Genomic DNA, 25,816 nt, shown 5'->3' with positions numbered 1-25,816 from the left:
GAGGGCGAGGTACTTCTCTTTTGCTTGTCCAAAAGAGAAGTACCCAAGAGAAAACGACACCCCACTTGGCGCTTGCCGGACTCCTGTCCGGCAAGTCCGTGAGGCGGGGTCGACAGGCCGCGTAGCGGGCATCGGCATGGATGCCCGAGTTGAGGCAACGCAGGAGCAGTTGCCCGATGTCCGCAAGGCGCGGAAGTGGGGTGGCCTCTCTTTGGGCCACGTTTCTCTGGCCACACAGAGAGAGGTGGCTCGGCTGCCGTAGGCAGACGAAAGCTCTTGCTCTGAATTCAGTGGGAGTTCCCCGTCGGATCGACGCCAGCTCGCGAGGCGCCCAATAGCTTCGACGTGACCTGAAAGCGCGTGCTTCCAAACGTGCGTTCTGTAACGCGCTCGCGAATGACGACTTGCTCGTCATCGCTGACGTGTTGTGTGCAAGCCTCACACAACGGGCTTCCTCCGCCCCGTTCTTTCTCGGGATAATGATTGGACGCACCCACGGCAGGGCAAGGCGACAGATATGGACCACGGGATGAAGCTGCTTTTCGCGATGTTCTGGGCGGTGACTGCACTGGCAAGCCTGTTGTTCTGGCGCAGTGCCGTGAAGCGCTCTCATGCCGTCACTGGCATTCCGACATCCAAATGCCGCTCGGCCGCGCAGGGGTACGTGAAGCTTGAAGGTCGGCAGAAGAGCGCGCCCAACCATCGATTGACCGGGCCGCTCACGGGCAAGCCTTGCACCTGGTGGCACTACCGCATCGAGGAGCACACGCGCAGTCGCGGTAGTCAGGAAAGCGAGTGGACCACGCTGCGGCAAGCCACCAGTCCGGATTTCATCCTGCTCGACGACGGCACCGGCCAGGTGATGATCAATCCGGTTGGCGCGGAAGTCATCCAGTGGCCAAGCGACACCTGGTGCAGCGATGACTTCTGCCCTGACCATCCGCCCATGACGAACGCGAAGAGCGGTCGTTACCGCTACACCGAAAGTCGCATGAACGACAACGACACGCTGTTCGTGACGGGAGAATTCACCACCTACGCCGCGCAGAGTGGCCTGACGCGCGCTCCGGCGGATGCGTTCGAGGTTCTGGTGGAATGGAAGCGCGACCAGACACAGCTGCTGCAACGCTTTGACACCGACCACGACGGCGCGATCGATACGGACGAATGGAACAAGGCACGCGACGCCGCCGCGGTGGAGGCGAAGACCCGCGCCGTGGCCAAACCGGCGGTGGTGACGCCCGAGGTGAACATGGTCGTCAAACCTTCCGATGGCCGGCCTTTCGTCCTTTCACCCTACCCTATCGAGGCCGACGCTCCGCTGGGCACATCGTCCGGCAAGGTTTCGTTCGCGCTGTTCGTGTTCTCCTGCGTGGCGTTGTTGTGGGTGCTGTCCCGCCATCACTGAATGCGCGCACCACGACGACAGGAAAACCATGGGCAGCATCGCACCTGGCTCGTGATGCCCGCGGTGACGGCTTGGGGTCATCCGCTATGATCTGCCGCTGGGGATTCCGGGACACACCATGAGCATCAACGGTTACGGATTGCTGGCGCTCGCCGCCTTCGCCGCCATCTACGTCATCACCGTCTACAACAGCCTCGTGCAACTGAGAACCGGGGTATCCAAGGCCTGGGCGAACATCGACGTGCTCATCCTGCAGCGGCATGACGAGTTGCCCAACCTGGTGGAGGTCTGCAAGGGATACATGGCCTACGAGCGGGAGACCATCACGAACGTCGTCACCGCGCGAGCCGCCGTATCCTCTGCGCGGGAAACCGCCAACCTGAGCGGGTTCGGCCCGGCCGAAGAACAGCTTCGTCTTGGCCTGGATCATCTGTTCGCCGTTGCCGAAAATTATCCGGGCCTGAAGGCGAACGACATGTTCCGCAATCTCCAGGCGCGCATTACCGGGCTGGAAAACGCCATCGCTGATCGTCGCGAGTTCTACAACGACGCCGTCACCCGCCTGAATACCCGCATGGAGCAATTCCCCGACCGGATCATCGCCAGCCTGTGCGCCGTCAAGCCAGGTCAGTGGCTCGGCAAAACCGGCGTCCGGGTCATCTTCCGATAGGCGCCACGATGAGCCAGTCCCCGAAAGCACCCCGCAGCGCCACGGTGAAAGCGCCTTCCGTGCTGCGCCGGATTCCGCCCGGCATCTGGGCGCTGGGCATGGTCTCGATGCTGATGGACACCTCCTCGGAGATGATCCACGCGCTGCTGCCGGTGTACCTGGTCGGTACGCTCGGCGCGTCGGCGCTGGCGGTCGGCGTGATCGAGGGCATCGCCGAATCCACCGCGGCGATCACCAAGGTGTTCTCCGGCGCGCTGTCGGACTGGCTGGGGCGGCGCAAGCTGCTGGTGGCGATCGGCTACGGCCTGGCCGCGTTCACCAAGCCGGTCTTTCCGCTGGCGGGCACGCTCGGCTGGGTGGTCGGCGCACGCTTTGTGGACCGCGTCGGCAAGGGTATCCGCGGCGCGCCGCGCGACGCGCTGATCGCCGACCTGGCGCCGGCCGAATTGCGCGGCGCCTCGTTCGGCCTGCGCCAGTCGCTGGACACCACCGGCGCATTCCTCGGCCCCGCGCTGGCGATCGCCTTGATGTGGCTGACCGCCGACAACATTCCGCTGGTGTTCTGGTTCGCGGTGGTACCGGGCTTTGCCGCGTTCGCGCTGGTGCTGTTCGGCGTGCACGACGCGCCGGGCGACCGGGAAAGCAGGCGGGTGCGCTCGCCGTTGTCGCGCGCCGAGCTGGCGCGCCTGCCGCCGCTGTACTGGGGCGTGGTGGTGATCGCCGCGGTATTCACCCTGGCCCGCTTCAGCGAGGCCTTCCTGGTGCTGCGTGCGCAGGAACTGGGGCTGGGACTGGTGCTGATTCCGCTGGTGCTGGTGGTGTTGAACGTGGTGTATGCGCTGTCGTCCTATCCGGTCGGCGTGCTGGCCGATCGCTTCGACCACGGCAGCCTGCTCGCGCTGGGCGTGTTGGTGCTGGTGTTGTCGGACCTGGCATTGGCCTTCGTCGGCGGACTGGCCGGACTGGCGCTGGGCGTGGCGTTGTGGGGACTGCACATGGGCATGACCCAGGGTTTGCTGGCAGCGATGGTCGCCGACGCCGCGCCGACCGACCTGCGCGGCACGGCGTACGGCATGTTCAACCTGGTCAGCGGACTGGCCCTGCTGGCGGCCAGCGTGGTGGCCGGCGGGCTGTGGGACGCGTTCGGTTCGCGCGCCACCTTCCTCGCCGGCGCGGGCTTCGCGATCGTGTCCTTGCTCGCGCTGGTACCGGTGGCGCGACGGGTGCGCAGGAACCGGCCGGCACCGCACTGAAGGAAGCGGGGGCGTTCGACGGCGCCGCTACCTGAGGTAGCTCTTCAGCACCGCAAGCACCGGCAGCAGTTCGTCCTGCTGCTTGACGTTGCCGGCCTCGACCACGTGGGAGCGCAGGTGCCCTTCCATCACCTGCAGCATCAGGCCATTGACCGCGCCGCGCACCGCGGCCAGTTGCTGCAATACGGCGCCGCAATCCTCATCGCCTTCGATGGCGCGTTCCAGCGAAGCCATCTGGCCGCTGATGCGGCGAACCCGGGCGACCAGTTTCTTGCGGTTTTCCTGCACGTGGGACATGGCGATGGTGTTCCGGTCATATACTACGGGGGAGTATATGACCCGAGAACGCCTCATGCCTGCCCCCGACATCGCCCCGTTCACCCACAGCCACCAATTCAACCACGTGGACGCGAAAGCGGAGCGCAACACCCGACGCGTGGTGTACATCACGGCGGCGATGATGGTGGTCGAGATCATCGGCGGTTACTGGCTGAACTCGATGGCCTTGCTGGCCGATGGCTGGCACATGAGTTCGCATGCGCTGGCGATGGGTCTTTCGGTGATGGCCTATGTGCTGGCACGACGCTACGCGAAGGACCGCCGCTTCGCCTTCGGCACCTGGAAGATCGAGATACTCGGCGGTTTCAGCAGCGCCCTGCTGCTGGCCGTCGTTGCCGCGCTGATGATGATCCAGTCGCTGCAGAGGCTGTTCGTGCCCGCCGTGATCCACTATGACGACGCGATCCTGATCGCGATACTCGGCCTGGGCGTCAACCTGCTGTGCGCATGGCTGCTGAAAGGGGAACACCACCATGGGCACGGCCACGATCACGGGCATGGCCACGACCACGGACATGATGGCCACCACCATCACGACGTGAACCTGCGCGCGGCCTACCTGCATGTCATCGCGGACGCGGCCACCTCCGTGCTGGCCATCGTCGCGCTGGTCGGCGGCAAGCTTTATGGCGCGGCCTGGCTCGACCCGGTGATGGGCATCGTGGGCTCGATCCTGGTGGCGCGCTGGGCGTTCGGCCTGTTGCGCGAGTCCGGCAAGATCCTGCTGGACGCCGAGATGGACCAGCCGGTGGTCGAGGAAATTCGCGACGTGGTGCGGGAGCAGTTCGCCACGGCGGCCGTCAGCGACCTGCATGTCTGGCGAGTCGGCCGCGACAGCTACGCCTGCATCCTCGGATTGGTCGCCACCACGGCCATCAGTGCCGAGGAAGTCCGCCGGCAACTGGCCATCCACGACGAACTGGTGCACGTGACGGTCGAGATCGCGGTGGCTTGAGCTCCGCCAGAACGGGCAGCGGCCGGGTAGAACCCGGGGCAGAGCCCATTTTGGAACGCCCGCTCCGGGTGGCGGATTCAACTGGTCGAAGCTGGTTTCAAAAAACTTTCCCTGTCGTGTTCCGGCGCCCGGAAATTGTTCGCTGCATGCCAGCACCCATGGTTTCCGGCGAAGGTGTCGAATTCGGCTCCGCCCGTTCGTCTCAATGACATGGACCGGCGATCAGGCCGTCCGGGCTGGCCCTTGGGAGAACAACATGCCGCAATACCTGGTTGCCATTCATCACCCCGAAAACTACGACCCGTCCACCGAGGACGAAACGATGATCCGCGACATCGGCATGCTCAATGAAGAGATGAAGGCCGCAGGCGCCAGGTTCTTCGCCGGCGGCCTGGAGTCGAACAGCAAGGCGAAATCGCTGCGCAGGCAACCCACTGGCAAGGTGATCGTCACCGATGGGCCGTATATCGAGGCCAAGGAACACGTGGGCGGTTTCTGGATACTGGAAGCCGCCGACATGGATGAAGCGCTGGCGTGGGGGTCCCGGGCCGTCGTCGCCTGTCGCGCACCCGTGGAGGTGCGGGCATTCATTCGCCACAGCTGAACGGCGACGGTGAGTCGAAATCGCGCTTCTTCCAGGCGATGGCGCCCTACTGGCCCACGTCGACCATGGCATTCGCGCCGCCGATGAACCAGATCCCTAAGGCGGTGTTTTCCGGACAGGGGCCGGCGATCCAGAAAGCGGCCACCTCGACCCGACAACTCGGGAATGCACTGGACGATGCGGGCGATGGCCAGACAGGGCAGCTTCAACCTGGCGCGCAAAGCTGGGCCCGGGCCCGCGTGGCCAGCAGCGACCTGTCCGATGAAATCAGCCGGCTGAAGGCCGAAGACGGCAAGCCGATCCTCGCCCACGGCGGCGCCAGCTTCGCGCGCAGCCTCATCGCCCGGAACCTGGTCGATGAGTACGCATTGATGATCCATCCGATCATGTTGGGCCAGGGCCTTGCGATCTTCTTCGACCTGCCCGCGCCGAGGCCACTCAAACTGATCAGCTCAAAGAGCTTTCCGGGCGGGGTGATGGCACTGATCTATCGACTGGGCTGAGCACAAACGGATGGGTCATCCGTTTCCTGAAACGAACGGTTCCGCCGAATCAAGCCGGCTCAACCACTCGTTCGGCACCCCCGCGGCTCACCGGCGATGCTCCGATCCAGTGGGCTGGAAGACAGCCTTCCCACGATGGCCGCAGACCACCCTCTCCGCCTCCGCTCGCCCATGCGAGGTCGCCTTCCATCCGATGGGTCAGTGTCCTTCGCTGACCTCGCGGGTCAGGGTCTGGAATGCCTGCATGATCTGCTCCGGCGCAAAGCCGCAATGGCCTTCGCCGACCGATGGCAGCACGGTCGGCGCGCGGCCGTGCGCGGACTGCACCATGGCCGGATACACCGACTGGTAGCGCACGGGGATGAGGAAGTCATCGCGGTTGTACTGCAGCACCAGCGGTTTGTGGATCTTGCCGCTGAGCGAGGTGGCCGCTGCCAGGTAGCGCATCGCCTGCGGGTCGCCGGTGTAGCGGTGCACGCCGCGATTGAATGCCGCATCGTCGCCGAAACCGGCATACACCGTCGCGCGATTGTCGACCGGCATGCCCTTCGCGCGTTGCTGCATCTGGTGCATCACCAGGTAATGCACGCCGATGGCGCCGGCCAGGCGTTCGCGCGATACGTGCAGGTGCGTGGCGAGCAGCTGCGCGGCGTGTTCGTCGGCCTTCAGCGCCGTGTCCACCGCATGCATCACTTCCATCTGGCCCAGCGCGGGTGCGGCGGGATCGGCGAGGCCGCCCGGCGGCAAGCCGGTCGTGCGGGGAAAGAAGTAATCGAACGCGACCACGGAGGTCAGGATGTCGTCGAACACGCGCGTGCCGGGCACGTTGGCACCGCACAGCGACAGCCCGCCGTCGTAGTGCTGGCCGTGATGCTCCAGGCTGGTCAGCACGACATAGCCACCCATCGAGAAACCCACGACGTAGGTATGCCGGGGCCGGCCGTGCCGCTGCACGAACCAGGCGCGCAGGCGTTCGTTGTCGCGCAGCGCGTCATCCACCGCCCAGCCCTGCGAGGCATAGCTGCTCTGCGCCAGCGCATAGCCGGCCGCGAGAAACGGTGACGCTTCGTCGCCCAGCGGTTTCGGCGTGGGGCGCGGCGTGCCGATCGGCTCGAATCCATGCAGTTGCATGACCAGGTCGCCATTCCAGTGCGCGGGGATGTCCACCCGATACGGCGCGCCGTCCAGCACGCCGGTGTCCAGCGTGGCGGTGGAGGTCGCCTTGCTCTCGGGGTCGGCATCGTTCGCGGACGCCATCAGCGGGCCGAGGGCGAGGATCGTCAGGAACAGCCATGCAACGTGGGGCTTGCGCATCATCGACAGCCACTCCTTCACCTGGACGGGAAACATGGGGCAACCGAAGACCGGCTTCGCGTTTGCAGCAGGCACGGGTTGCCGGCTCAGGATACGGCCAACAGCGTTCCCTGGTGAAACAGGATCACCCAGTCATCCGCTTGGCGCCGCCAGATCGTGCTGCGACGGCTCACGCGTTCGCCCTGTTCCAGGGTGTAGGTGAGCAGGTAGGTGTCGGGGCCGAGCTCGCGGCAGTGGAAGTCGCGGGTTGTCCAGCCGTGCTCGGCGGGATCGGGAGTGCGGTGTTCGAGGACGTCGAGGACGTGGGCACGGCTGTAGCGTTGGCCGGAGGCGCCGACTTCCCAAAAATCCGCTTCGACCATGCGTTCGAAGTCGGCGCGGCTGCTGCCGAATTCGGGCCGGTGGAAGATCGGCTCGCGCCGACGCAGGGCTTCCAGCACGGGCAGCAACCCGGGGGCCGTGACCAGCTCGGGTTCCGCCGGATGGCTGATCCGCTCGCGCCCACGGCGCGATGTCGGGCTCATGGCATGCTTCCGCTGCGACAGGAACGAACGGTTACCGGGGCGGCTGCCACAGCTCGACGCGGGTGCCTTCGGGGTCGGTGATCCAGCCGAAGCTGCCGAACTCGCTCTGCTCGACGCGCTCGTCCACCGCGACGCCGGCGGCACGCATTTGCGCCAGCAGCGTGTCGAGGTCGTCGACGCGGAAGTTGATCATGCAAGCCTGCGGGCCGGGGCCGAAGTATTCGGTGTCGGCCGCGAACGGCGACCACAGCGTGTAGCCCGGACGCTGTTCGTCTTCGACGAAGCGCGCGCCGCCCCATGCTTCGGCATCGAGGCCGAGATGCTTCGCGTACCACGCGGTGAGCGCCGCGGGATCGCGCGACTTGAAGAAGATGCCGCCGAGTCCGGTGACCTTGGCCATGACGCTGTCTCGCTGCGTTTGTTGTCCTGACGAATCGTAACCCATACCAAAACGCGGGACAGTGCGCACTTTACGGCACGACCGATGTCCTGAAAGACGCCAGCCTGGCGATGGCGCCCCCGCCGCATGACAGGCTGCGCCCCCCGGCAGGATCGGGTCTCGATTGACGAGGCCCGGGCTAAACGTCCGACCCAGCTTGCTGCGTGTGTCTGCGCCTGTCCGGCCCGGCCCGGTGCGTTGCCGGAAACTCCACACTGACCTGCTTCGAGCGGATCATCACTTACGCCTTGGGCGGCGCTGGTGGCGCTGGTGGTGCAGGCGCAAAGGCCGGCAGGGGGGCGACGATCCGTGTTGATGCCGCCGGTTCGCCGCGCATGAAACGCTCGATGGCCGCCGTGACCTCGGGTGTCGCCATGAACAGGTTGTGGCCGGCATTGACGACCGTGATCGTCTGCAAGTGGTCCAGGCCAGCGGTGGCTTCGCGATGGCTTTCGGGATAGGTGCGTCCATCCAGGGTTCCGCTGAGCAGCAGGGTCGGCACGTGGCTGACCGGAGCCTTGCGGAACGCGTCGCCGAGGTCCAGTTGCGGAAACACGCCGCTGAGTTGCGGCATCGGGAAGTTGAGGAGGTCGCCGAGCAGCGCGGTGCTGGCCTGCCGCTCGACCAGCGCCAGGCGCCTGTCGTCGATGCCGGAGGCCACGTCCATGGCCAGCGGCATCGCCTGCATTTTCAGTGGCGCACCGGGCGAAAAGTATTTTTGCACGATGCCCGCGATCGGCTGGTAGTCGCCAACGTCGGCGGCGCGATAGACGGCCAGCATCTGCTGCGCGCCTTCAGGGTCGGAGATCGCGCCCGCCTCGATCATCTGCAAGGTGCGCCGCTGCAGCAGCACATCGGTGTCCCGCCCGCTGGCGTCCTTCAGATGCAGCATGATCGGCCTGGATTGCAGCGCGCCATGCACGCGCGCGATCAGCGCCTTGATGTCGGGATAGGCCGCCCTTGCCTCGGGGTTGGTGTCCACCGCGGCCTGCAGGCGATCGAAATAGGCATCGGTACGCGCCGGCAACTTGACCGTCTGATCGAGTCCTTCGGCGCTCGCGATCACGACCCGATCCAGACGAGGACTCATCTGCTTGAGCGCCGCCAGCGCCAGATGGGTACCATAGGAGATGCCCCAGAGCGTGATCTTCCCGGCCCCCAGGTGGCGGCGCAGCGCATCCAGATCGCGGACACTCTCGTTGGTGTTGTAGCCGCGCAGGTCGATGCCCCTGGCTTTCCAGAATGCCGCGCATTCGACGGCAGCGGCGCGGTAGGCGGCGGCAAAGGCCTGGTCCGTGAGGGCTTCGGATTCCGGAGGCGTCTTCGAAGGCTCGCACACCGGCGTGTCGTCGGATGCACCGGTACCGCGCTGGTCCAGGGCAATCACGTCGCCGAACTGGCGCATGGCCATGAACAACGGAAAGCGCCGGTGTTTCGCGGTCTCGATGCCTGAGCCGCCCGGGCCACCGGCCAGATAGACGATCGGGGCACCGGGCTTGTTGGTGGTGGCCGGAAAGCGGACATAACGCAGGGTCAGCATGCGGCTGTGCGGATCGGAGCGGTTCTCGGGCACCTGGAGCGATCCATGGATCGCCTCGGTGGTCTGCCCGTCGACGCTCTTGAACAAGAATGTCTGCACGGTGACTTTGGGCATGGCCGCACCGGCTGCGCTGAACAGGCACAGGCAAGCGGCTGCGATGAGTGCCCGTTTCAAGGGAGTGCGCTTTACGGCTGCGTGCGTCATGGGAAAGACTCCAGGTCGTTGATCGGAATGGAGCCACCATAAGCGGGACGGGTGTCTCCACCGATGGCCGATCTGCCAACGGTGGTATCGATTCGGTGAGCGGCAGCTGCCGGCCTGGCGCCGGCACGGTATATTCGCCCAACGGTATGTCGACCATTTCCCGCCTCACATTCCTTCTTTGCCTGTGTCTGCCCTGGTTGCCGTTCGGATCGGTGTCGGCGCAATCGATGCAGTGGATCGACGTGGACAACGTCATCACTTGTCCGGCGCAGGAAGGCGAAACCGTGCCGCCGGATTTTGCCGGCGATGGCTGCCGGACAGGCAACTTCCTGGCGGTCGACCCCCAACACGCCACGCTCTGGCTCCGGGCAACCATTGCCGTTCCCCGCAGCATGTTGGAACAGTCATCCCCGCTGGGGCTGTTTGTTTCCGGGAAGGCTGCCAGCACCGCGTGGTTGAATGGCCGTCGGATCGGCAGCAACGGCCAACCGGGCATCGATCCACGCAGCGAGACGCCAGGCCGGATGGACGCGGTCATCCCGATTCCGCCGGGCCTGCTCCACGACGGTGCCAATGACGTCGTCCTGCACGTATCGGGGCATTCGGGATTCCTTCACCTGGACTCCCCGATGCACGCGTTGATGATCGGCACTTACGCCGACCCGACGGATCAAATCCTGCGGTTCTACTGGCCTTCGCTGAGTACCTTCGGCATCTTTCTGCTGGGGGCGCTGTACTTCGGCGTCGGAACGTTTCGCGGGGGCGATCGTGCAGGAGCGTTCCTGCTCTGCCTGATCTCGCTGTTCGCCGCAGGACAGCTGCTGGCCGAGGTTTCACGCGGTTTGGTGGCTTATCGCTATCCGTTCCACGATCTGCGGCTGGTCCTGATCGTCCTGTGCTCGCTCGGGTTCGGGCTGTGCCTGACCGCCCATGTCATTTGCAGGTTTCAACCGCAGCATCCGTGGCTGTCGGTCACCGTAGTCATGCTGGCGACCTTGGGCGTGGTGGTGATCACCAGCCCCTACGACGGCAAAGCCATGTTCGCGATGCTGTGCCCGGTCCTGTCCTGCGCGTTGGGCACCGCATTCTGGTGGTGGAAGCGCAAGCCAGGGGCCGCCGCGTACTGTGCTGCGCTGGTCTTGTTCGGCGCGCTCAGCTTCCTCTTTGGCGGAAGGTTTCTCGATGCCATCTTCTTTTACCTGGTCGCGGCGCTGCTGCTGTTTCTGTTCGCACAGCAGGCCGCCGTGCTCGCCCGTGAGCAAAGGCTGGGGATTGCGCTGGCCAGTCACGCGCGGCAGCTCGAAGCCGCCCTGGATCAGGCCCGACCCCCGCAGCAGCAACCGTCGCCGAAAATCAGGATTGTCGACACTGGCCGCATCGAGCTCGTTTCAACCGAGCAGATCACCCATTGCAGCGGAGCGGGAGATTATGTCGAACTCAACTTCACCGACGGCAGCAAGCGACTGCACAATGGCAGCCTGAACGAGATGGAAGTGGAGTTGCCGTCCGCTTTCCTGCGCGTGCATCGCTCGCATATCGTCAACACCACCTTCGTCGAGTCGCTCCGTCGGCAACCTTCCGGGGTCGGTCAGCTGCGCATCTCCACGGGAGAAATCGTGCCAGTGAGCCGACGGATCATGCCGATGGTGCGACGGACCCTCGCTTCGGATTAGGGCGAAGGTGTCAGTCGAGGTCGACGACTTTTTTCAGCACATGGCGACGCCCCTCACCCGCAGGTCGAATACTCACGATTCGGACAAACCCTGGCGGTATCCGCCAGCACCGACGCATTCTTGCGCGAGGCTCTCGCGGGAGCGCACGATCGGCATCGCGCACAAGCCGCGTTTCTACATGCCGGCCTTCGAAGCGACGGTCACCTCATCGAAGAACGCCTGCACGTCCGCCAGCTCGCGGGTGCGCGGCATCGGCGGTACGCTGGCGAGGAACAGCTTGCCGTAGCCCTTGCCGGTGAGGCGCGGGTCGCACAGCACCAGCACGCCGCGGTCGTGCACGTCGCGGATCAGGCGGCCGGCGCCCTGCTTCAGCGCGATCACCGCGCTGGGCACCTGCCAGCCCATGAACGGGTTGATGCCGGATTGTTCGAGCGCGGCAAGCCGCGCCATCAGCACCGGATCGTCGGGCGCGGCGAACGGCAGCTTGTCGATCACCACCACGCTGAGCGCCTCGCCGACCACGTCGACGCCTTCCCAGAAACTGGCCGCGCCCAGCAGCACGCCGTGGCCGCTGGCGCGGAATTCCTCCAGCAATCGGGGACGCGGCGCGGTGCCCTGCACGAACAGCGGCCACGGCACCTTGTCCTGCAGCAACTCGGCGGCGCGGCGCAGCGCGCGGTGCGAGGTGAACAGCAGGAAGGCGCGGCCGTTGGAGGCGTGCAGCACCGGCAGCACGGCGTCGATCACCTGCTCGGTGTAATCGCGCGCGTTCGGATCCGGCAGGCCCGAAGGCAGGTAGCACAGCGCCTGGTGCGCGTAGTCGAACGGGCTTTCCAGGCTTAGCGTCTGCGGCTCGTCCAGGCCGAGCTGGCGCGCGAAGTGGTCGAAGTTGCCGGCTACCGACAAGGTGGCCGAGGTGTGGATCCATGCCGCCTGGGTGCGCTCGCGCAGGCCGCGCATCGGCGCGGCCAAGTCCAGCGGCGTGGCATACAGCGCAAAGCCGCGCGGGAAGGTTTCATACCAGCGCACGTCCTGGTCGCCGTGCCGTTCGACGATGCGCTCCAGCCGCTCGCTGAACAGCGCGGCGCGTTCGTGCAGGTTGGCGAAGCCGCGCGAGCGCTCGGCCTGCGACGACAGCAGCTCGGCCAGCGTGGCCAGCAGTTCGCCCAGGTCATGCAGCGCGGTGCGCACGTCGGCGCGATCCTCCAGCAGCGCGAAGGCGCCACGCGTGGGCAGCGGGTCCATCGCCAGGCGCAGCTTGCGCAGCGCGTCCGGCAGCGCCTCGACCGGTTCCAGCAGCAGGCCGATCGCGCCGGTGACGCCGCTGCATTCGGTCAGCGCGTCCTGCGCCATGTCGGTGAGCTGGCGCGAGCTGAGGCTTTGCGAGAAGAACTGGCCGGCCAGTTCGGGAATCTGGTGCGCCTCGTCGAGGATGAAGGCCGCCGCGCCGGGCAGGATCTCGCCGAAGCCCTCCTGCTTCAGCGCGAGGTCGGCAAACAGCAGGTGATGGTTGACCACCACCACGTCCGCCTCCATCGCCTCGCGGCGTGCCTTGAACACGTGGCAGTCCTCGTAGAACGGGCACTCCACGCCCAGGCAGTTCTCCGAGGTCGAGGTCACCCGTGGCCACAGCGGCGATTCCTCCGGCACCTCGGCCAGTTCCATGCGATCGCCACGACGGGTGCGTGCGGACCAGGCGCGGATCGTGGCGAGCTGGGCGGCCTGGGCGCGTTCGAAGGTGGCACCCTCGCGCACGGTCTGGTCGAGCCGGTACAGGCACAGGTAATTCGCGCGGCCCTTCAGCAAGGCCGTCTTCAGCCGTGCGTCCAGCACCGAGCGCACCTTCGGCAGGTCGCGGAAATACAGCTGGTCCTGCAGTGCCTTGGTGCCGGTGGAGATGATCACCCGCTCCCCCGACAGCAGCGCCGGCACCAGGTAGGCGTAGGTCTTGCCGGTACCGGTGCCGGCCTCGGCGACCAGCGTGTCGCGCCCTGCGATCGCCTGCTGCACGGCGCGCGCCATCACCTGCTGGGCTAGCCGCGGCGCGAAGTTCGGCAGCTCGCGGGCGAACGGGCCCTCGGCACCGAGCAGGGCGTCGATGTCGTCGGACTCGGTGTCGTCGAGGGCAGTCATCCGGCAAGTATGGCGGAGCGGCCACGCGCCACAAAACCCTGGGCGGAACCTTGGCGCGCTCCGCTGCATCAACTTGCCTGACACCGAACCCAGGGAGAATCCTCGTGAGACTGTTCGCACCCGCCGCCGCACCCGCGCTTGACCTGGTCGACATTCACGGCCGTCCGATCGCGATCCATCGCGAAGGGCGACTGACCCTGCTCTCGTTTTTCCGCGACGCGGCCTGCCCGTTCTGCAACTTCCGCATCTACGAACTGACCAGCGAACACGCGGCGCTGGCCGCGCGCGGACTGGACATCGTGGCGGTGTTCAGCGCCTCGCAGGCGGACGTGCTGCGCTTCGCCGGACATCGGCCGCGGCCGTTCCCGCTGGCCGCCGACCCCACCTCGCGCGCGCACGAGATCTACGGCATCGAGCGCTCGCTGTGGCGCAAGCTGAAGGCGATCGTGACGCGCGTGCCGACCCTGCTGAGGGGCATGCGTCTGGTCGGCCTGGCCGGGCTCAACACCAGCAACCTGATGCCGGCCGACTTCGTGATCGACGAGCACGGCCGCATCGTCGAGGCGTACTACGGCCGTGACGCCGGCGACCGCATTCCGCTGGAACGGGTGCAACAGCTGCTGCCGGCCGGTCGACTTCGGAAGGTGGCCTGAGCCGCATCGGCGTCACTGGCCGCGCCCGCGACAATCGTTCACCATGCGGGCACCGCCACCGGGAGATGTGCCGCATGACGACCGAACTTTGCATGCTGTTGTGGAGCGTGGCGCTGGGCCTGGTGCAGATCGCACTGGCCGCCACCGGCTCGGTGAGCCAGCGCGGCCTGGGCTGGGCCGCCAGCGCCCGCGACGGTGAACCGAAGGCGCTGACCGGCATCCCCGCGCGGCTGTGCCGCGCCAGCCACAATTTCCTGGAAACCTTCCCGCTGTTCGCGGTGGTCGTGCTGCTCGCCCTGGTGCTGCAGCGCCACGACGGCACGATCGCGCTCGGTGCCCAGCTGTATTTCTGGAGCCGACTGGTCTACCTGCCGGTATACGCCGCCGGCATCCCCTACCTGCGCACGGTGGTCTGGGCAGTGAGCATCGTCGGCATCGTGCTGGTGCTGACGGCGCTGTTCTGAGTCGCCGCGCAACCGGCAGGTGTGGCGACGAACACAAGACCAGAAGAATGCCCTCAAGCGCATGTCGGCTGGCCCGCCCACAGGAAGTAAAGGAAAGTCCCGACATGACTACGCATGGAGCATGACGATACGATCTTGCTCCCAGGATCCGGGATGGATCGTGGGATTCCTGCCAGCCAGTGCTTCGATCAAGGAAGATGAAGATGCCTTATCTGATGAACGTCGAGGAAGCGTCGGTCTACGGAAAGCGAAAGTTCGTCAACACGAAGGGACATACCGAGTGCGTCGAGTTTGTCCGCCAGGTCACCGCCGCTCCACAGACGTCACTATGGATTCGTGGCCGACTGGTCAAATCCATCAAGCCCGGCGAACTCGCTCGCGGCACCGCCATCGCGACCTTCGATGACCATGCGAAATACCCGACCGACAGTTCGGGCAGACATGCCGCGATCTATCTCAGCCACGACAGTCGTGGCATCGTGGTGTTGGATCAGTGGAACAGTCAGGGTGAGGTCTTACAACGGGTCATCCGGTTCCATCGCCCGCCCGGAACGAAACGCAGCAACGACGGTGATTCGTTTTACGTCATTGAATAGCGGGAGAATGCGATGAAGACTTTCCTTTTTTGTGCTCTCCTGCTTGCCCTGTCGACAGGATGCGCCGCGATGCAGCCGATCGACTGTCCGGCGACGCTTGCTGTCACAAGCGCGGCCAGTCCCCCGGGCGATTGGCAGGTGGTGACGCCGGCCGGAACCCGTTCGCTCGATCGCATCGGATTCTATTCGGGACCGCCGTCGGAGCAGGTGTCGCTGGCACCGGACAACACCGTGGAGGGTCGCGGAAAATCGCGGGACGTCTGGACCTTCTCCCCGTCGACCGACGAGCCTCTGTGGGTCGCGTGCTTCTATGCCGGCACCACGCTGTTCATTGCGAAACCGGTACCGCGCGGCATGAAACGCTGCAGCGTGAGTTACGCGACCACCCGCTCCGGGTCGCGCTTGCGGCTGGCCGAGGCGCATTGCCAATAAGCTTGCCGCGGCACCGCGACCTGCCCGGGATTCGCGCGTGCCACGCGTGCACGTTCGCTTGCCCGGGTGCGCGCGACAACGCGAGCGATCCCGTCGGCTGACTCAGTACCGCGGCACGCCGGCCTTGTGGCACTGGCCCACCCACTTGCGGGCGGTGGCGGCACCGGCCTGATCGCGGGCCTGCAGGCGCATTTCGACGATGGTCTGCCAGTTGCGTGCGCACAGCGGGCCCAGCCGTGGACCCAGGGTCCACGAGCGATGGGCAAGGCGCTCGGCGGTGCCGAAATCCTTCAGCCGCACGGCCACCTCCGCGCGTTCCTGCAGCAGTTCCGGCGAATCGGGACTCAGTTTCAGGGCCTGGTCGAGCTTGCCGGCGGCATCACCGTACTTGCCCGTCTGCTCATCCTGCTTCGCGGCGTCCTGCAGCGCGCCGACACCGGGGTCGCGCAGCGGATTGACGTCGATGATCGACTTCTCGCGGGCGCCCGCCGCGCGGATCGCCGCCACCTGGTCGTAGCTCGGCAGCGGTGCCTGCGCCGGCGCGGGTGGCGTGGTGGCGAACATGCCGCAGCCGGCGAGCAGGCCGGCGGCAAGCAGGGACAGCAGCAGATGTCTGGTACGGAACAGCATGATCAGTTTCCATTCGGTATGGCGGGCGCCGCGACAGGCGCGTCGGCAGGCGGCGGGTTGTCGCCGCTGCCGAACAGGTTCTGCCAGAAGCAGCCTTCGGTGTCGGCCGACACGGTGCCGGCGATCACCGGCACCTGCTGGGCACCTTCGCATTGCGGTTCGGTGCGTTTGCCGGTGGCGGGGTTGAGCCAGGCCATCTCCAGGCCGGTGCCTGGCGCCGCCGACAGCGGTCGCGTGGGCAACTTGGCGAACAGGTCGCGCCACGCGCGCAGGCCGCCGCTGGCGCCGAACAAGGTGGTCGGCTTGTTGTCGTCGCGGCCCATCCAGAACACCGCCAGGTGCTCGCCGGTGAAGCCGGCGAACCAGCTGTCGCGCATGTCGTTGCTGGTGCCGGTCTTGCCCGCAGCATGCAGCGAAGCCAGCGCGGAATTGCCCAGCGCACTGGCGGTGCCGTATTCGGCCACCTGCTGCATCGCCCAGGTGGTCAGCCGCACGGCTTCCTGATATTCGCCCGTGCCACCCTGCACCTGGTAGCGCTTGATCGTGCGGCCGTTGCCGTCGAGCACGCCGCGCACCGCCACCAGCGGCAGCGCGTGGCCGTCGGCGGCGAGGTACTGGTAGAGCTGGGTCAGTTGCAGCGGTGCCAGGTCCAGCGCGCCGATCAGCAGCGACGGGCTGGGATTGATGTCGCCGATGCCGAACGACTTCAGGAACGCCTGGATGCGCGGCAGGCCCACGTCCATGCCCAGGTGGATCGTGGCCAGGTTCCACGAGTGCGCCAGCGCGTCGACCATGATCAGCGGGTCATGGCTGCGATGGTCGTCGTTCTGCGGTGTCCACATGCTGCCGTCGGGCTGGCGCATGCTGACCGGGCTGTCGTCCACCAGGCTGGCCAGGTTCCAGCGCTCGGGCTGGGTCAGCGCCACCAGGTAGACGAAGGGCTTGATCGTCGAGCCGATCGGCCGGCGCGCATCGAGTGCCCGGTTGAAACCCGGATCACCGGGGATCTTGCTGCCGACCACGGCCAGCACGCTGCCGCTGTGCGCATTGGTCACCACCGCCGCCGCCTGCACGCCGTCGCCACGCTTGCCCAGGCCCTTGAGCGTGCTGGTGATTGCCTGCTCGGTATAGAGTTGCGCCGCCGGATCGAGCGTGGTGAAGATCGACAGGTTGCCTTCGCGCAGCGCGTCCTCGTCGAAGTCGGCGGTGATCTGCTTGCGCACCAGGTCCATGAAGGCCGGGAAGCGGTTGTGCGGCAACTGGCCGTTGCTGACGATGTCCAGCGGCGCGGCCTGGGCCGCGTTGAGCTGGGCCGCGGTGATCAGGTTGGTCTCGAAGAATTCCTTCAGCACCAGGTTACGGCGGGTCAGCGCGCGCTGCGGCGAGCGGCGCGGATCGTAGAAGCTCGGGCCCTTGACCATGCCGACCAGCAAGGCGATCTCCTGCGGGCGCAGGTCTTCGAGACGCCGGCCGAAGTAGAACTCCGACGCGGCCGCGAAGCCGTGCACGGCCTGGCTGCCCTGCTGGCCCAGGAAGACGTCGTTGACGTAGGCCTCGAGAATCCGCCCCTTGCTGTAATGCGCTTCCAGCAGCAGCGACATCAGCGCTTCGTTGATCTTGCGGGTGAAGTTCTGGTCGCGGCTGAGGAACAGGTTGCGCACCAGCTGCTGGGTCAGCGTGGAGCCGCCCTGCACGGTGTGCCCGGCGCGCAGGTTGGCGAACGCCGCCCGCGCGATCGCGCTGAAGTCGATGCCGATGTGATGGTTGAAGTCGCGATCCTCGACCGCCTGCAGGCCGCTGACCAGCAGCGGCGGCACGTCGGCCAGGCGCACGAAGCGGCGCTCTTCCTGGCTGGCGCCGTACAGCGTGGCGATGCGCGCCGGGTCCAGGTGGGCCAGTTCGATCGCCTTGCCGCTGGCCGCGTCCTGCACGGACCTGATCGAGCCGCCACCCAGGCTGACGCGGATGCGCTTGGGCAGTTCGCCGCCATCCGGGCCGGCGTAGCCGCGCGAGGAAATCGTGTAGCGCAGGCCTTCCTTCTGCCAGCTGCCGGCGACCTGGCCCTTGCCGTCATGGCTGTAGCCGGCGAAGGTGAGCTCCAGCTCCAGCGCGGAAGACGTCATCGGCGCACCGGCGGCCAGTGGCAGCGGACGGGCGTAGACGCGGGTCGGCACCGCGAAGACCAGTTCGTTGAAGCGATCCTGGACACGCTTGTTCAACACCAGGGTGTACGGCAGCACGAAGCCCACCAGCAAACCCATGCCGATCCAGAACGGGATGCGCAGCCACGGCCAGCAGCGTCGGGCGAACAGGCGAATGCGGGTCAGAAAGGCCAACGTGGGGAATTCCGGCAATCAAGTGGTTCGATGATAGGGCCTGCCACCCGGCGGGCATATGAACGTGGCGGGCGGTTTTGGGGCGAAATGCGGGCGATTGGGGATTCGGGGAGCGCCGAGGGTCACGCGTGGGCCGACCGTGCCTGCGCTACGGAAGCGGTTGCCACGTTGCGGGTTCGGGGCGGAACGATCGCGGGTGGACGCCAAGCAGGCGCTGCAGTTCGCCGTTGTCGGCGACCAGGTCGCTGTCCAGTCGATCCAGCGCGCCGCGCAGGCGTGGCAGCGCCAGCTTCCCCGCGCGCAGCAGCCACGGGGGCAGCGGCAGGGGCATGGTGGCGACCGGCAGGCTGCGGCGCACCCGCGCGAACATCTCGGTCGCGGACAGACGTTCACCGCCGCCGATCTGCAGCACGCGCCCGGCCGATGCCGGACATTCCAGCGCCGCCAGCGCGGCCAGGGCGATGTCTTCCGCATGCACCGGCTGGCGCAGGCCGCGGCCGCAAGGCAGCGGAAAGACGCGCAGGCGCATCGCCCGGCGCACCAGCGGAGTGAGGCTCTTGTCCAGCCCGGCGCCGTAGACCAGGGTGGGACGCAGCACGGTCCACGCGCTGCCGTGACGCTCGCACGCAGCCGCCAGTTGCGCTTCGCTTTCGCGCAACTGGCGCGAGATGTCGCGCTCGCCGGACACCAGCGAGTCGCGCTTGCTCTCGGCGCTCATCGAACTGGTGGCAATCACCCTCGGGGCGTCGACCACGTCGGCATGCGCCAGCCAGTCGGCCAGGCCCGTCAGTGGTCCGAAGCTGATGATCGCCGACAGCGGCGGCAGGCTCGGTGGCCGGTCGGGCAGCCAGCCATGCAACCAGGTGACACCAGCGGATGCGGGTAGCGGATGCCGGCTCAGGGCGACCACCGGCTCGCCACTGGCGATCAGTCGTGGCAGCAGGAATCGGCCGATCTGGCTGCTGGCGCCGATCACCAGAACCGTCATGGGCGACTCACCCGCCACCCTGCAGACGGGCGTCCAGGTCCTGCACGCGCGGATTCGCCGGCGCCAGCTTGCGTGCGCGCAGCAGCGACTGGCCGGCGCCGATGCGGTCGCCGCGACCCAGTTGCTGTTCGGCCTGGTCCAGCCAGGCACCGGCGAGGCGGTTGCCGAGGGCGCCCTGCGCCGCATCGCCCGGCGCCAGCTCGGCGAGGTTGGCCAGCATGTCGCTGGCCTGCCCCAGCTTGCCCGCGGCGAGCGCCTGCTCGAACTGCTGGCGAACCTTGCCGGGCAAGGCCTGCAGTCCGCGCACCGCCGCCTCGTTGTTGCCATCGATGGCCAGCGCGCTGCGGTAGAGGTCGTAGGCGCTGTCGCCGGGCGGCATCATGATGTCGCCGTGGCTGGTCGCCTGCTCGGCGCGTTGCACCAGTTGTGCCACGGCCGCGCTCTGCTGCGGCGTCAACACGGCTTCCGGCATCGGCGGCTCGCTGGTCGGGGCGACTGCGGGCGTGGTCTTGCCGGCATCGGAAACGGCGGCGGCCGCCGCGCTGCCCAGGCGTGCCCGCGTCGCCGCCAGGTCGGCCGATTTCGGCGCCAGCTGCGCGGCCTGGTCCAGCAGTTTTTCCGCCTGCAGGTCGTCGCCCGCGTCGACCGCCGCGCTCGCCTGTACGGTCAGCGCCTGCGCCACGTTGCCAAGGCCGGCGTGGGCCTGGGCGTTGTCGGGGTCCAGCTTGAGCACGGCCTGGAAGTGCACCAGGGCGGTGTCGTCGCCGCTGCCGGCGATGCGGCCGGCACGCAGCGCCTCCTGGCCGGCCTTCAGTTCCGCCGCCAGCGCGCTGTTGTCCTGCTTGCGTGTCTGCGCCTGCAGCGCGCGCAGCGCCGGCAGCGCGCCGTTGTTCGGTTGCAGTGCGGCGAGCTGTTCGATGCTGGCATCGGCCTTCGCGTTGTCCTTCGCATCCAGCGCCTGGCGTGCATCGACTGCCAGCGCGTAGCCGACCTGGTCCAGCCCGTGCCTGGCCACCGCGTTGTCGGGGTCGGCCTGCAGCACGCGCCGATACAGCGCGCCGGCACCATCGGGCCCGGCCAGCTTGCCGGCGGCGAAGGCCTGCTGCGCCTGGTCGACCAGATCCACGGCGTGCACCTGTCCGGCACGCGCGCTGCTGATCGCATGATCCAGCCGATCGATGTCGCTGCCGCCACCGAGCAGTTCGCGGGCCACCGTGGCCTGCTGCGCGGCCTGGCTCAGGTTGCCCGCCTGCAGCGAGGCATCGGCCTGCGACAGCATCGCCTGGCCCACCTGACGCAGGCCGTCGCGGGCGCGATCGTTGTCCGGCTCCAGCGCCGCGGCGGCCTGGAACAGCTCGCGCGCGCTGCTGCCGTCCTGGCCGTCCAGACGTCCATCCTGCAAGGCCTGCTGCGCCTGGGTGAGCAAGGTGTTGAAGTCGGTGCGCGGCACCATGCCGCGCAGGCGGTTCTGGTTGATCCACAGCGCCGCAAGCAAGGCGATCACCACCAGCAGCAGAACCGGCACCAGCCAGCCGCGGCGTGTCTTCGGTCGCGCCGACGAGGACGCCCGGCCATGTGGCCGACGCGCTTCCACCGCAACCCGCGGCAGGCCATCCGGCGCCGGCGCGCGCGGCGCGTCCAGCCGATCGAGATCGCCGAGGGTGGGCTCGGTGCGCATCGGGGGGTGTGCGTCGTGCTGGTCGCGGCGTCCGCTCATGGTTCGTGGCTTTGAAAATGTCGGCTCAGCTTACCATCGGGCCAGCAGCCCCTGCCCCGCACGGGGGCAGGCATTGCGTGGGCATTCAGCCGACGCCGACGCGGCGCACGTCGATCACGTTGGGCAGTGCCAGCAGCTTGCCGAGCAGGGCCGACAGCTGTTCGAAGTCGCGCACGCGCAGGGTGAAGCGCATTTCGACTTCGCCGGTGCGCACGAACTGCCGGCTGGACGAGGCGATGATGTGGGTGGCCGCGTTGCTGATCACGCTGGTGACGTCCTTCTGCAGGCCCTTGCGATCGTAGCCACGCAATTCGATGTCGACCTCGTAGGCCTGTGCCGCCGCACTGCCCCAGCTCACCTCGATCACCCGGTCCGGGTCGCGCCGGGCCAGCCGCGCCAGGCTGGCGCAATCGGCGCGATGCACCGACACGCCGCGGCCCCGGGTGATGAAGCCGCGCACCGGATCGCCCGGCAGCGGCTGGCAGCAGCGCGCCAGCGTGGTCAGCAGGTTGCCGATGCCCTCGATGCTGAGCGCGCTGTGGTCGAGCGTGCTGTGGCGCGAGGCGACCGGCGTGCTGGACTGCGTCACCGCCGGCTGCGCCGGTTGCGCCGCTTCCTGCACCACGCGGGCGATCTGGCCGGGCGTGATCTCGCCCAGCGCCAGCGCGATCAGCAACTCGTCCTGGTTCTTCAGGTGGAAATGCGCCGGCAGCTTGCCCACGTCGGCACTGGTCAGCGCCAGGCGCCGCAGCTCGCGCTCGAACATGCTGCGACCGACCGCGAGGTTGGTGTCGTGGGCGATCCTGCGGAACCAGTTGCGCAGCTTGTCCCTGGCCCGCGAGGTGTTGAGGTAGCCGTGATGGGGCGACAGCCAGTCGCGGCTGGGATCGGCCACCTTGCCGGTGAGGATCTCCACCCGGTCGCCGCTCTGCGGCTGGAAGGTCAGCGGTACGATGCGGCCGTTGACCTTGGCACCGCGGCAGCGATGACCGACTTCGGTGTGCACCAGGTAGGCGAAGTCCAGCACGGTGGCGCCGCGGGCCAGGTCGAACACCTCGCCCTTGGGCGTCAGCAGGTAGACGCGGTCTTCCAGCAGCTCGGTATGCAGGTCGGCGGCCAGCGTGCTGTCGTCGTCGCCGCGCGGTTCCAGCAGCTTGCGCATCCAGGCGATCTTCGCCTCGAACTCGGCATCGCCGCTGCCGCCTTCCTTGTAGCGCCAGTGCGCCGCCACGCCCAGCTCGTTGGCGCGATGCATCTCGTGGGTGCGGATCTGCACTTCCAGGGTCTTGCCGGCCGGACCGATCACCGCGGTGTGCAGTGACTGGTAGCCGTTGGCCTTGGGCCGCGCGATGTAGTCGTCGAACTCGTTCGGCAGATGCGGCCAGCGCCCGTGCACCACGCCCAGCGCGGCGTAGCAGTCGGTGATGTTGTCGACCAGGATGCGCACGGCGCGGATGTCGTACAGGTCGGAGAAGTCCAGCGACTTGCGCTGCATCTTCTTCCAGATCGAATAGATGTGCTTCGGCCGGCCGGCCAGGTCGGCGCGGATGTCGGCGGCGGCCAGCGCCCGCTGCAGTTCGTCCAGCGATTCGCGGATGAACGCCTCGCGATCGGCGCGGCGCTCGTCGAGCAGCCTGGCGATGCGGCGATAGGTGTCGGGCTGCAGGTAGCGGAAGGCGAGGTCCTCCAGCTCCCATTTCAGCTGCCAGATGCCGAGCCGGTTCGCCAGCGGCGCATGGATGTCGCGGGTCAGCCGTGCCAGCGCCTGGCGCTCGTCGTCGGCCAGGTTCGCCGCCGCCCGCATGCGCGCCAGCTGGCGGGCCAGCAGCACGAACACCACGCGCAGGTCGCGCACGATCGCCAGCAGCAGGCGGCGCAAGCCTTCGGCGGCACCTTGCGGCGGTCGCTGCGCGTGCAGCGCCCACACCTGTTCGGCCGCCTGCTGCCCGTCCACCAGCCGCTGCAGCTCCGCCGGCAGTTTCGCGCGACGCTCCTGCCACAGCGCCGGATCGGCGCGCGCCAGTTCGAACCACAACGCGGCAGCCTGGGTCTGCGCATCGCAGCCGAGCATGCCCAGCAGATCCAGCACGTCGGTGCACTCGGCTTCATGCAGCTTGCGCGAGACACAGGCGTCGAGCGCCTCGCCCAGCACCGGCGGCAGCGTGCCGACGCGCTCGCGCCAGGACTGCAGGCTGCCGGTGTTGGCGATGGGAGGCATGATCTTCGGGTATCCGCTGGATGCTTCATCTTAACTGCAGGGTCGGGCCGTTCACTGACCGGCGACCCAATGCCGCGCGGGGGAATCAGCCCAGCGCCGCCAGCGCCTTCGCCAGCCGCTTGGCCGAGACCGGCTCGGCGGTCTTCAGCTCCTGGGCGAACAGCGACACGCGCCATTCCTCGATCAGCCAGCGCAGTTCGGCCAGGTCGGCCGGATCTCCCCCGGCGGCGCGATGCTGCAGGTAGGCGCGCCAGTACGGCAGCACCTGCAGCATGCGTTGCTGGTCCTTCGCCGGGTCTTGGCGCAGGCGTTCGCCACGCAGGCGCATCGCCTTGAGGTAGCGCGGGTAGTGCGCCAGCCGCGCGGTCGGCAACTCGCGCAGGAAGCCCGGCGTCAACAGCGCGTCGAACTGTTCACCCAGGTCGTCGTAGCTGGCACGGGCGAAACCCAGCAGCGGCGGCGCCAGCCACGGCTTCATCTCGGCCTGGGCCTCGATGATCGGCTCGCCCAGTTTCAGCCGTTCGACGCCGGCGCCGAACAGCTCGCGCGAGAACTGCGTGCGCAGTGCCTCGAACGCACCGGCGGTGCGCGCGTCCAGCTCATGGCGTTCCAGCAGATCCTGGAAACCGCCTTCGAGCAAGTCCTCGCGCAGGCCGTCGACGCCACCGAGCGGCGCGTATTTCAGCGCCAGCGCATTGCCGATCGGCAGGCGTCGGCGCGCCTGCTTCGCCTCGCTGGCCAGCGCGTTGCGCAACAGCCGCACCACGCCCTGCCGATGGGCGGCGCGCGCCTCGTCGCTGCGTTCGAACACGCGCAGCGCCACCGTCTCACCCAGGTCGACCAGGGCCGGGAACGCGGTGAGTCCGCCATCCGAACGCACCTGCGCCGGGATCGCCTCGAAGTCCCAACTGGCCACGTCTTCGCGGGTCAGCTCGATGTCGGTCTTGCGCGAGAACGCCTCGCGCGCCTGGCCTTCCCACTGCCCTCGCAGCGCGGCCAGGTCGCGGCCGCTGGCCAGCGTCCTGCCGCGTTCGTCGTGCAGGCGATAGCGCATCAGGAAGTGCGGCGGCAGTTCGATGCCGGCAAACTCGCCGGCGCCGATGTCGACGCCGGTGGTGCGCTTCAGGAACGCGGCCAGCACCTTGGCCAGCGACTCGTCGCGGGGCGATTCCGCCTCGACGAAGGCGCGCGCGAAATCCGGCGCGGGCACGAAGTTGCGGCGCAGCGCCTTGGGCAGGCCGCGGATCAGTTCGGCCACCTTGTCGGCCAGCAGGCCGGGCACCAGCCATTGGCAGCGCGCGGCCGGCAACGCATTCAACATCGCCAACGGCAGCTGCAAGGTCACGCCATCGGCCTCGTCGCCGGGCACGAACCGGTATTCGAGCTTGTACTTCTGCGGTGGAAAATCCAGCGTCGCGGGAAAGGCCTTCGCATCCAGCCCGACGCCACCAGTCATCACGTCGTCCAGCGACCAGCGCAGCGCAGCCTGCTCGGCCGGACGCGCCTTGCGATACCACGCATCCAGTGCGCGCGAGCTGGCGATCTCCTCGGGCAACTTGCCTTCGAAGAACGCGACCAGATCATCCTCGTGGCGGATCAGCCCTTCGCGGCGCTGCTTCGCCTCGATGCCCAGCGCCTCTTCCAGCACACGCTGGTTGGCGTGCACGAAGTCCACCCTGGTGTCGATGTCGCCGCGTACCAGCGCCTCACGCAGGAAGATCGCATGCGCCAGCGCCGGGTCATGCTGCTGGAACGTGACCGGCCGCTTCTCCACCAGCACCAGGCCGAACAGGCTGACCTGCTCGTAGGCCACCACGCAGCCGCGCTTCTTCGACCAGTGCGCCTCGCGACAACTCGTGCGCAGCAGATGCGCCGCCTGTTGCTCGATCCACAGCGGTTCCACCCGCGCGTTCGCCATGCCCCACACGCGCCCGCCCACGTCGAGGATCTGCGCGGAGAAGATCCAGTTCGGCGGCGCCTTCGACAAGGCCGAACCGGGGAAGACCTGGAACTTGCGCTCGCGGGTGCTCTGGTAGATGCTCTTTTCGTCCTTGCGGCCAACCTGGGTGGGCAGGCCTGCCAGCAGTGAGCGATGCACGGATTCGTAAAGACGATCGGCGTCGCTTCCGCTCCCTCCCCTGCTTGCAGGGGAGGGTTGGGGTGGGGTCCGCTTTTGACTTTGTGCAGCAACGTCAAGAGCTCTTTACCCCCCCCCCCCCCCCC

General features: G+C 67.5%; 22 protein-coding genes and 1 pseudogene. 11 read left to right on the top strand and 12 right to left on the bottom strand.

The window, feature by feature from the left end:
• Positions 1-529: 529 nt before the first annotated feature.
• The 3 genes from ASD82_RS02115 to ASD82_RS02105 all read left to right on the top strand — a co-directional run bounded on the left by ASD82_RS02115 (position 530) and on the right by ASD82_RS02105 (position 3,331).
• On the top strand, positions 530-1,408 hold the full coding sequence (locus ASD82_RS02115; protein WP_157599156.1) for a hypothetical protein: 879 nt from the start codon (positions 530-532) through the stop codon (positions 1,406-1,408).
• 118 nt (positions 1,409-1,526) lie between these two features.
• Positions 1,527-2,078 carry a LemA family protein gene (locus tag ASD82_RS02110; RefSeq protein ID WP_056714753.1) on the top strand — a complete coding sequence of 184 codons (552 nt, stop codon included), beginning with the start codon at positions 1,527-1,529 and terminating at the stop codon, positions 2,076-2,078.
• 8 nt (positions 2,079-2,086) lie between these two features.
• Positions 2,087-3,331 (top strand): MFS transporter, encoded by a 1,245-nt coding sequence (locus ASD82_RS02105; RefSeq protein WP_056714750.1) that lies wholly within the window; start codon positions 2,087-2,089, stop codon positions 3,329-3,331.
• A gap of 27 nt (positions 3,332-3,358) precedes the next feature.
• Here ASD82_RS02105 and ASD82_RS02100 read toward each other — a convergent pair whose 3' ends face one another.
• Complete coding sequence (locus tag ASD82_RS02100; protein ID WP_056714747.1) at positions 3,359-3,628, bottom strand: metal/formaldehyde-sensitive transcriptional repressor; 270 nt, start codon at positions 3,626-3,628, stop codon at positions 3,359-3,361.
• A gap of 55 nt (positions 3,629-3,683) precedes the next feature.
• Here ASD82_RS02100 and dmeF point away from each other — a divergent pair, with 55 nt between their 5' ends.
• From dmeF to ASD82_RS02085, 3 genes are all read left to right on the top strand, one after another.
• A complete protein-coding gene (gene dmeF, locus ASD82_RS02095) occupies positions 3,684-4,625 on the top strand; it encodes a CDF family Co(II)/Ni(II) efflux transporter DmeF (protein ID WP_056714770.1) in 942 nt (313 codons plus the stop codon).
• 205 nt (positions 4,626-4,830) lie between these two features.
• A complete protein-coding gene (locus tag ASD82_RS02090) occupies positions 4,831-5,229 on the top strand; it encodes a YciI family protein (RefSeq protein ID WP_235577838.1) in 399 nt (132 codons plus the stop codon).
• Between the two features lie 38 nt (positions 5,230-5,267).
• Positions 5,268-5,732, top strand: coding sequence for a dihydrofolate reductase family protein (locus ASD82_RS02085; RefSeq protein ID WP_056714741.1), 465 nt, complete (start codon positions 5,268-5,270; stop codon positions 5,730-5,732).
• Positions 5,733-5,930: 198 nt separating this feature from the next.
• Here ASD82_RS02085 and ASD82_RS02080 read toward each other — a convergent pair whose 3' ends face one another.
• The 4 genes from ASD82_RS02080 to ASD82_RS02065 form a co-directional block, all read right to left on the bottom strand.
• Positions 5,931-7,082 (bottom strand): hypothetical protein, encoded by a 1,152-nt coding sequence (locus tag ASD82_RS02080; protein ID WP_082585213.1) that lies wholly within the window; start codon positions 7,080-7,082, stop codon positions 5,931-5,933.
• A 50-nt stretch (positions 7,083-7,132) separates the two neighbouring features.
• The gene (locus tag ASD82_RS02075; protein WP_056714738.1) at positions 7,133-7,570 is read right to left on the bottom strand and encodes a DUF4440 domain-containing protein; all 438 of its coding nucleotides are present in this window, start codon (positions 7,568-7,570) and stop codon (positions 7,133-7,135) included.
• 31 nt (positions 7,571-7,601) lie between these two features.
• Complete coding sequence (locus ASD82_RS02070; protein ID WP_056714734.1) at positions 7,602-7,970, bottom strand: VOC family protein; 369 nt, start codon at positions 7,968-7,970, stop codon at positions 7,602-7,604.
• Positions 7,971-8,250: 280 nt separating this feature from the next.
• Positions 8,251-9,663 carry an alpha/beta hydrolase gene (locus ASD82_RS02065; protein ID WP_235580609.1) on the bottom strand — a complete coding sequence of 471 codons (1,413 nt, stop codon included), beginning with the start codon at positions 9,661-9,663 and terminating at the stop codon, positions 8,251-8,253.
• 317 nt (positions 9,664-9,980) lie between these two features.
• Here ASD82_RS02065 and ASD82_RS02060 point away from each other — a divergent pair, with 317 nt between their 5' ends.
• Entirely contained in the window at positions 9,981-11,426 is a 1,446-nt protein-coding gene (locus ASD82_RS02060; protein WP_162253805.1) for a LytTR family DNA-binding domain-containing protein, read from the top strand.
• Between the two features lie 174 nt (positions 11,427-11,600).
• Here ASD82_RS02060 and ASD82_RS02055 read toward each other — a convergent pair whose 3' ends face one another.
• Positions 11,601-13,559, bottom strand: coding sequence for an ATP-dependent DNA helicase (locus ASD82_RS02055; protein WP_056714725.1), 1,959 nt, complete (start codon positions 13,557-13,559; stop codon positions 11,601-11,603).
• 104 nt (positions 13,560-13,663) lie between these two features.
• Between ASD82_RS02055 and ASD82_RS02050 the strand changes: the two genes are divergently transcribed.
• From ASD82_RS02050 to ASD82_RS02035, 4 genes are all read left to right on the top strand, one after another.
• Entirely contained in the window at positions 13,664-14,212 is a 549-nt protein-coding gene (locus ASD82_RS02050; RefSeq protein ID WP_056714722.1) for a redoxin domain-containing protein, read from the top strand.
• Positions 14,213-14,286: 74 nt separating this feature from the next.
• On the top strand, positions 14,287-14,676 hold the full coding sequence (locus tag ASD82_RS02045; RefSeq protein WP_056714720.1) for an MAPEG family protein: 390 nt from the start codon (positions 14,287-14,289) through the stop codon (positions 14,674-14,676).
• Positions 14,677-14,879: 203 nt separating this feature from the next.
• A complete protein-coding gene (locus ASD82_RS02040) occupies positions 14,880-15,272 on the top strand; it encodes a BPSL0067 family protein (protein WP_007805663.1) in 393 nt (130 codons plus the stop codon).
• Between the two features lie 12 nt (positions 15,273-15,284).
• Positions 15,285-15,704, top strand: coding sequence for an STY0301 family protein (locus tag ASD82_RS02035; RefSeq protein WP_157599155.1), 420 nt, complete (start codon positions 15,285-15,287; stop codon positions 15,702-15,704).
• Between the two features lie 102 nt (positions 15,705-15,806).
• Here ASD82_RS02035 and ASD82_RS02030 read toward each other — a convergent pair whose 3' ends face one another.
• The 6 genes and pseudogenes from ASD82_RS02030 to ASD82_RS02005 form a co-directional block, all read right to left on the bottom strand.
• Positions 15,807-16,334, bottom strand: a complete 528-nt coding sequence (locus ASD82_RS02030) for a hypothetical protein (RefSeq protein WP_056714715.1) — start codon at positions 16,332-16,334, stop codon at positions 15,807-15,809.
• Between the two features lie 2 nt (positions 16,335-16,336).
• Entirely contained in the window at positions 16,337-18,670 is a 2,334-nt protein-coding gene (gene mrcB, locus ASD82_RS02025; RefSeq protein ID WP_056714713.1) for a penicillin-binding protein 1B, read from the bottom strand.
• 148 nt (positions 18,671-18,818) lie between these two features.
• The gene (locus ASD82_RS02020) at positions 18,819-19,658 is read right to left on the bottom strand and encodes an NAD-dependent epimerase/dehydratase family protein (RefSeq protein ID WP_056714763.1); all 840 of its coding nucleotides are present in this window, start codon (positions 19,656-19,658) and stop codon (positions 18,819-18,821) included.
• A gap of 7 nt (positions 19,659-19,665) precedes the next feature.
• Positions 19,666-21,375, bottom strand: a complete 1,710-nt coding sequence (locus ASD82_RS02015; protein WP_056714710.1) for a hypothetical protein — start codon at positions 21,373-21,375, stop codon at positions 19,666-19,668.
• Positions 21,376-21,460: 85 nt separating this feature from the next.
• Positions 21,461-23,593, bottom strand: coding sequence for a bifunctional (p)ppGpp synthetase/guanosine-3',5'-bis(diphosphate) 3'-pyrophosphohydrolase (locus ASD82_RS02010; RefSeq protein WP_056714707.1), 2,133 nt, complete (start codon positions 23,591-23,593; stop codon positions 21,461-21,463).
• Between the two features lie 85 nt (positions 23,594-23,678).
• Positions 23,679-25,816, bottom strand: a pseudogene (locus tag ASD82_RS02005) (DUF3418 domain-containing protein); the annotation flags it as partial.

The sequence above is a fragment of the Rhodanobacter sp. Root179 genome (assembly GCF_001428465.1).
Taxonomy (GTDB): Bacteria; Pseudomonadota; Gammaproteobacteria; order Xanthomonadales; family Rhodanobacteraceae; genus Rhodanobacter.
Note: the sequence above shows the minus strand (reverse complement) of the source record. Positions and strands in the feature narration are given on the sequence as shown.

Excerpts from the sequence above, each read along its gene's own strand:
- ASD82_RS02105 (WP_056714750.1), top strand. The coding sequence starts at position 2,087 with ATGAGCCAGTCCCCGAAAGCACCCCGCAGCGCCACGGTGAAAGCGCCT.
- ASD82_RS02085 (WP_056714741.1), top strand. The coding sequence starts at position 5,268 with ATGGCGCCCTACTGGCCCACGTCGACCATGGCATTCGCGCCGCCGATG.
- ASD82_RS02030 (WP_056714715.1), bottom strand. The coding sequence starts at position 16,334 with ATGCTGTTCCGTACCAGACATCTGCTGCTGTCCCTGCTTGCCGCCGGC.
- ASD82_RS02020 (WP_056714763.1), bottom strand. The coding sequence starts at position 19,658 with ATGACGGTTCTGGTGATCGGCGCCAGCAGCCAGATCGGCCGATTCCTG.
- ASD82_RS02075 (WP_056714738.1), bottom strand. The coding sequence starts at position 7,570 with ATGAGCCCGACATCGCGCCGTGGGCGCGAGCGGATCAGCCATCCGGCG.
- ASD82_RS02080 (WP_082585213.1), bottom strand. The coding sequence starts at position 7,082 with ATGTTTCCCGTCCAGGTGAAGGAGTGGCTGTCGATGATGCGCAAGCCC.
- ASD82_RS02040 (WP_007805663.1), top strand. The coding sequence starts at position 14,880 with ATGCCTTATCTGATGAACGTCGAGGAAGCGTCGGTCTACGGAAAGCGA.
- ASD82_RS02090 (WP_235577838.1), top strand. The coding sequence starts at position 4,831 with ATGACATGGACCGGCGATCAGGCCGTCCGGGCTGGCCCTTGGGAGAAC.
- ASD82_RS02060 (WP_162253805.1), top strand. The coding sequence starts at position 9,981 with ATGCAGTGGATCGACGTGGACAACGTCATCACTTGTCCGGCGCAGGAA.
- ASD82_RS02110 (WP_056714753.1), top strand. The coding sequence starts at position 1,527 with ATGAGCATCAACGGTTACGGATTGCTGGCGCTCGCCGCCTTCGCCGCC.
- ASD82_RS02015 (WP_056714710.1), bottom strand. The coding sequence starts at position 21,375 with ATGAGCGGACGCCGCGACCAGCACGACGCACACCCCCCGATGCGCACC.
- dmeF (WP_056714770.1), top strand. The coding sequence starts at position 3,684 with ATGCCTGCCCCCGACATCGCCCCGTTCACCCACAGCCACCAATTCAAC.
- ASD82_RS02065 (WP_235580609.1), bottom strand. The coding sequence starts at position 9,663 with ATGCCCAAAGTCACCGTGCAGACATTCTTGTTCAAGAGCGTCGACGGG.
- ASD82_RS02010 (WP_056714707.1), bottom strand. The coding sequence starts at position 23,593 with ATGCCTCCCATCGCCAACACCGGCAGCCTGCAGTCCTGGCGCGAGCGC.
- ASD82_RS02055 (WP_056714725.1), bottom strand. The coding sequence starts at position 13,559 with ATGACTGCCCTCGACGACACCGAGTCCGACGACATCGACGCCCTGCTC.
- ASD82_RS02035 (WP_157599155.1), top strand. The coding sequence starts at position 15,285 with ATGAAGACTTTCCTTTTTTGTGCTCTCCTGCTTGCCCTGTCGACAGGA.
- ASD82_RS02045 (WP_056714720.1), top strand. The coding sequence starts at position 14,287 with ATGACGACCGAACTTTGCATGCTGTTGTGGAGCGTGGCGCTGGGCCTG.
- ASD82_RS02070 (WP_056714734.1), bottom strand. The coding sequence starts at position 7,970 with ATGGCCAAGGTCACCGGACTCGGCGGCATCTTCTTCAAGTCGCGCGAT.
- ASD82_RS02115 (WP_157599156.1), top strand. The coding sequence starts at position 530 with ATGAAGCTGCTTTTCGCGATGTTCTGGGCGGTGACTGCACTGGCAAGC.
- ASD82_RS02100 (WP_056714747.1), bottom strand. The coding sequence starts at position 3,628 with ATGTCCCACGTGCAGGAAAACCGCAAGAAACTGGTCGCCCGGGTTCGC.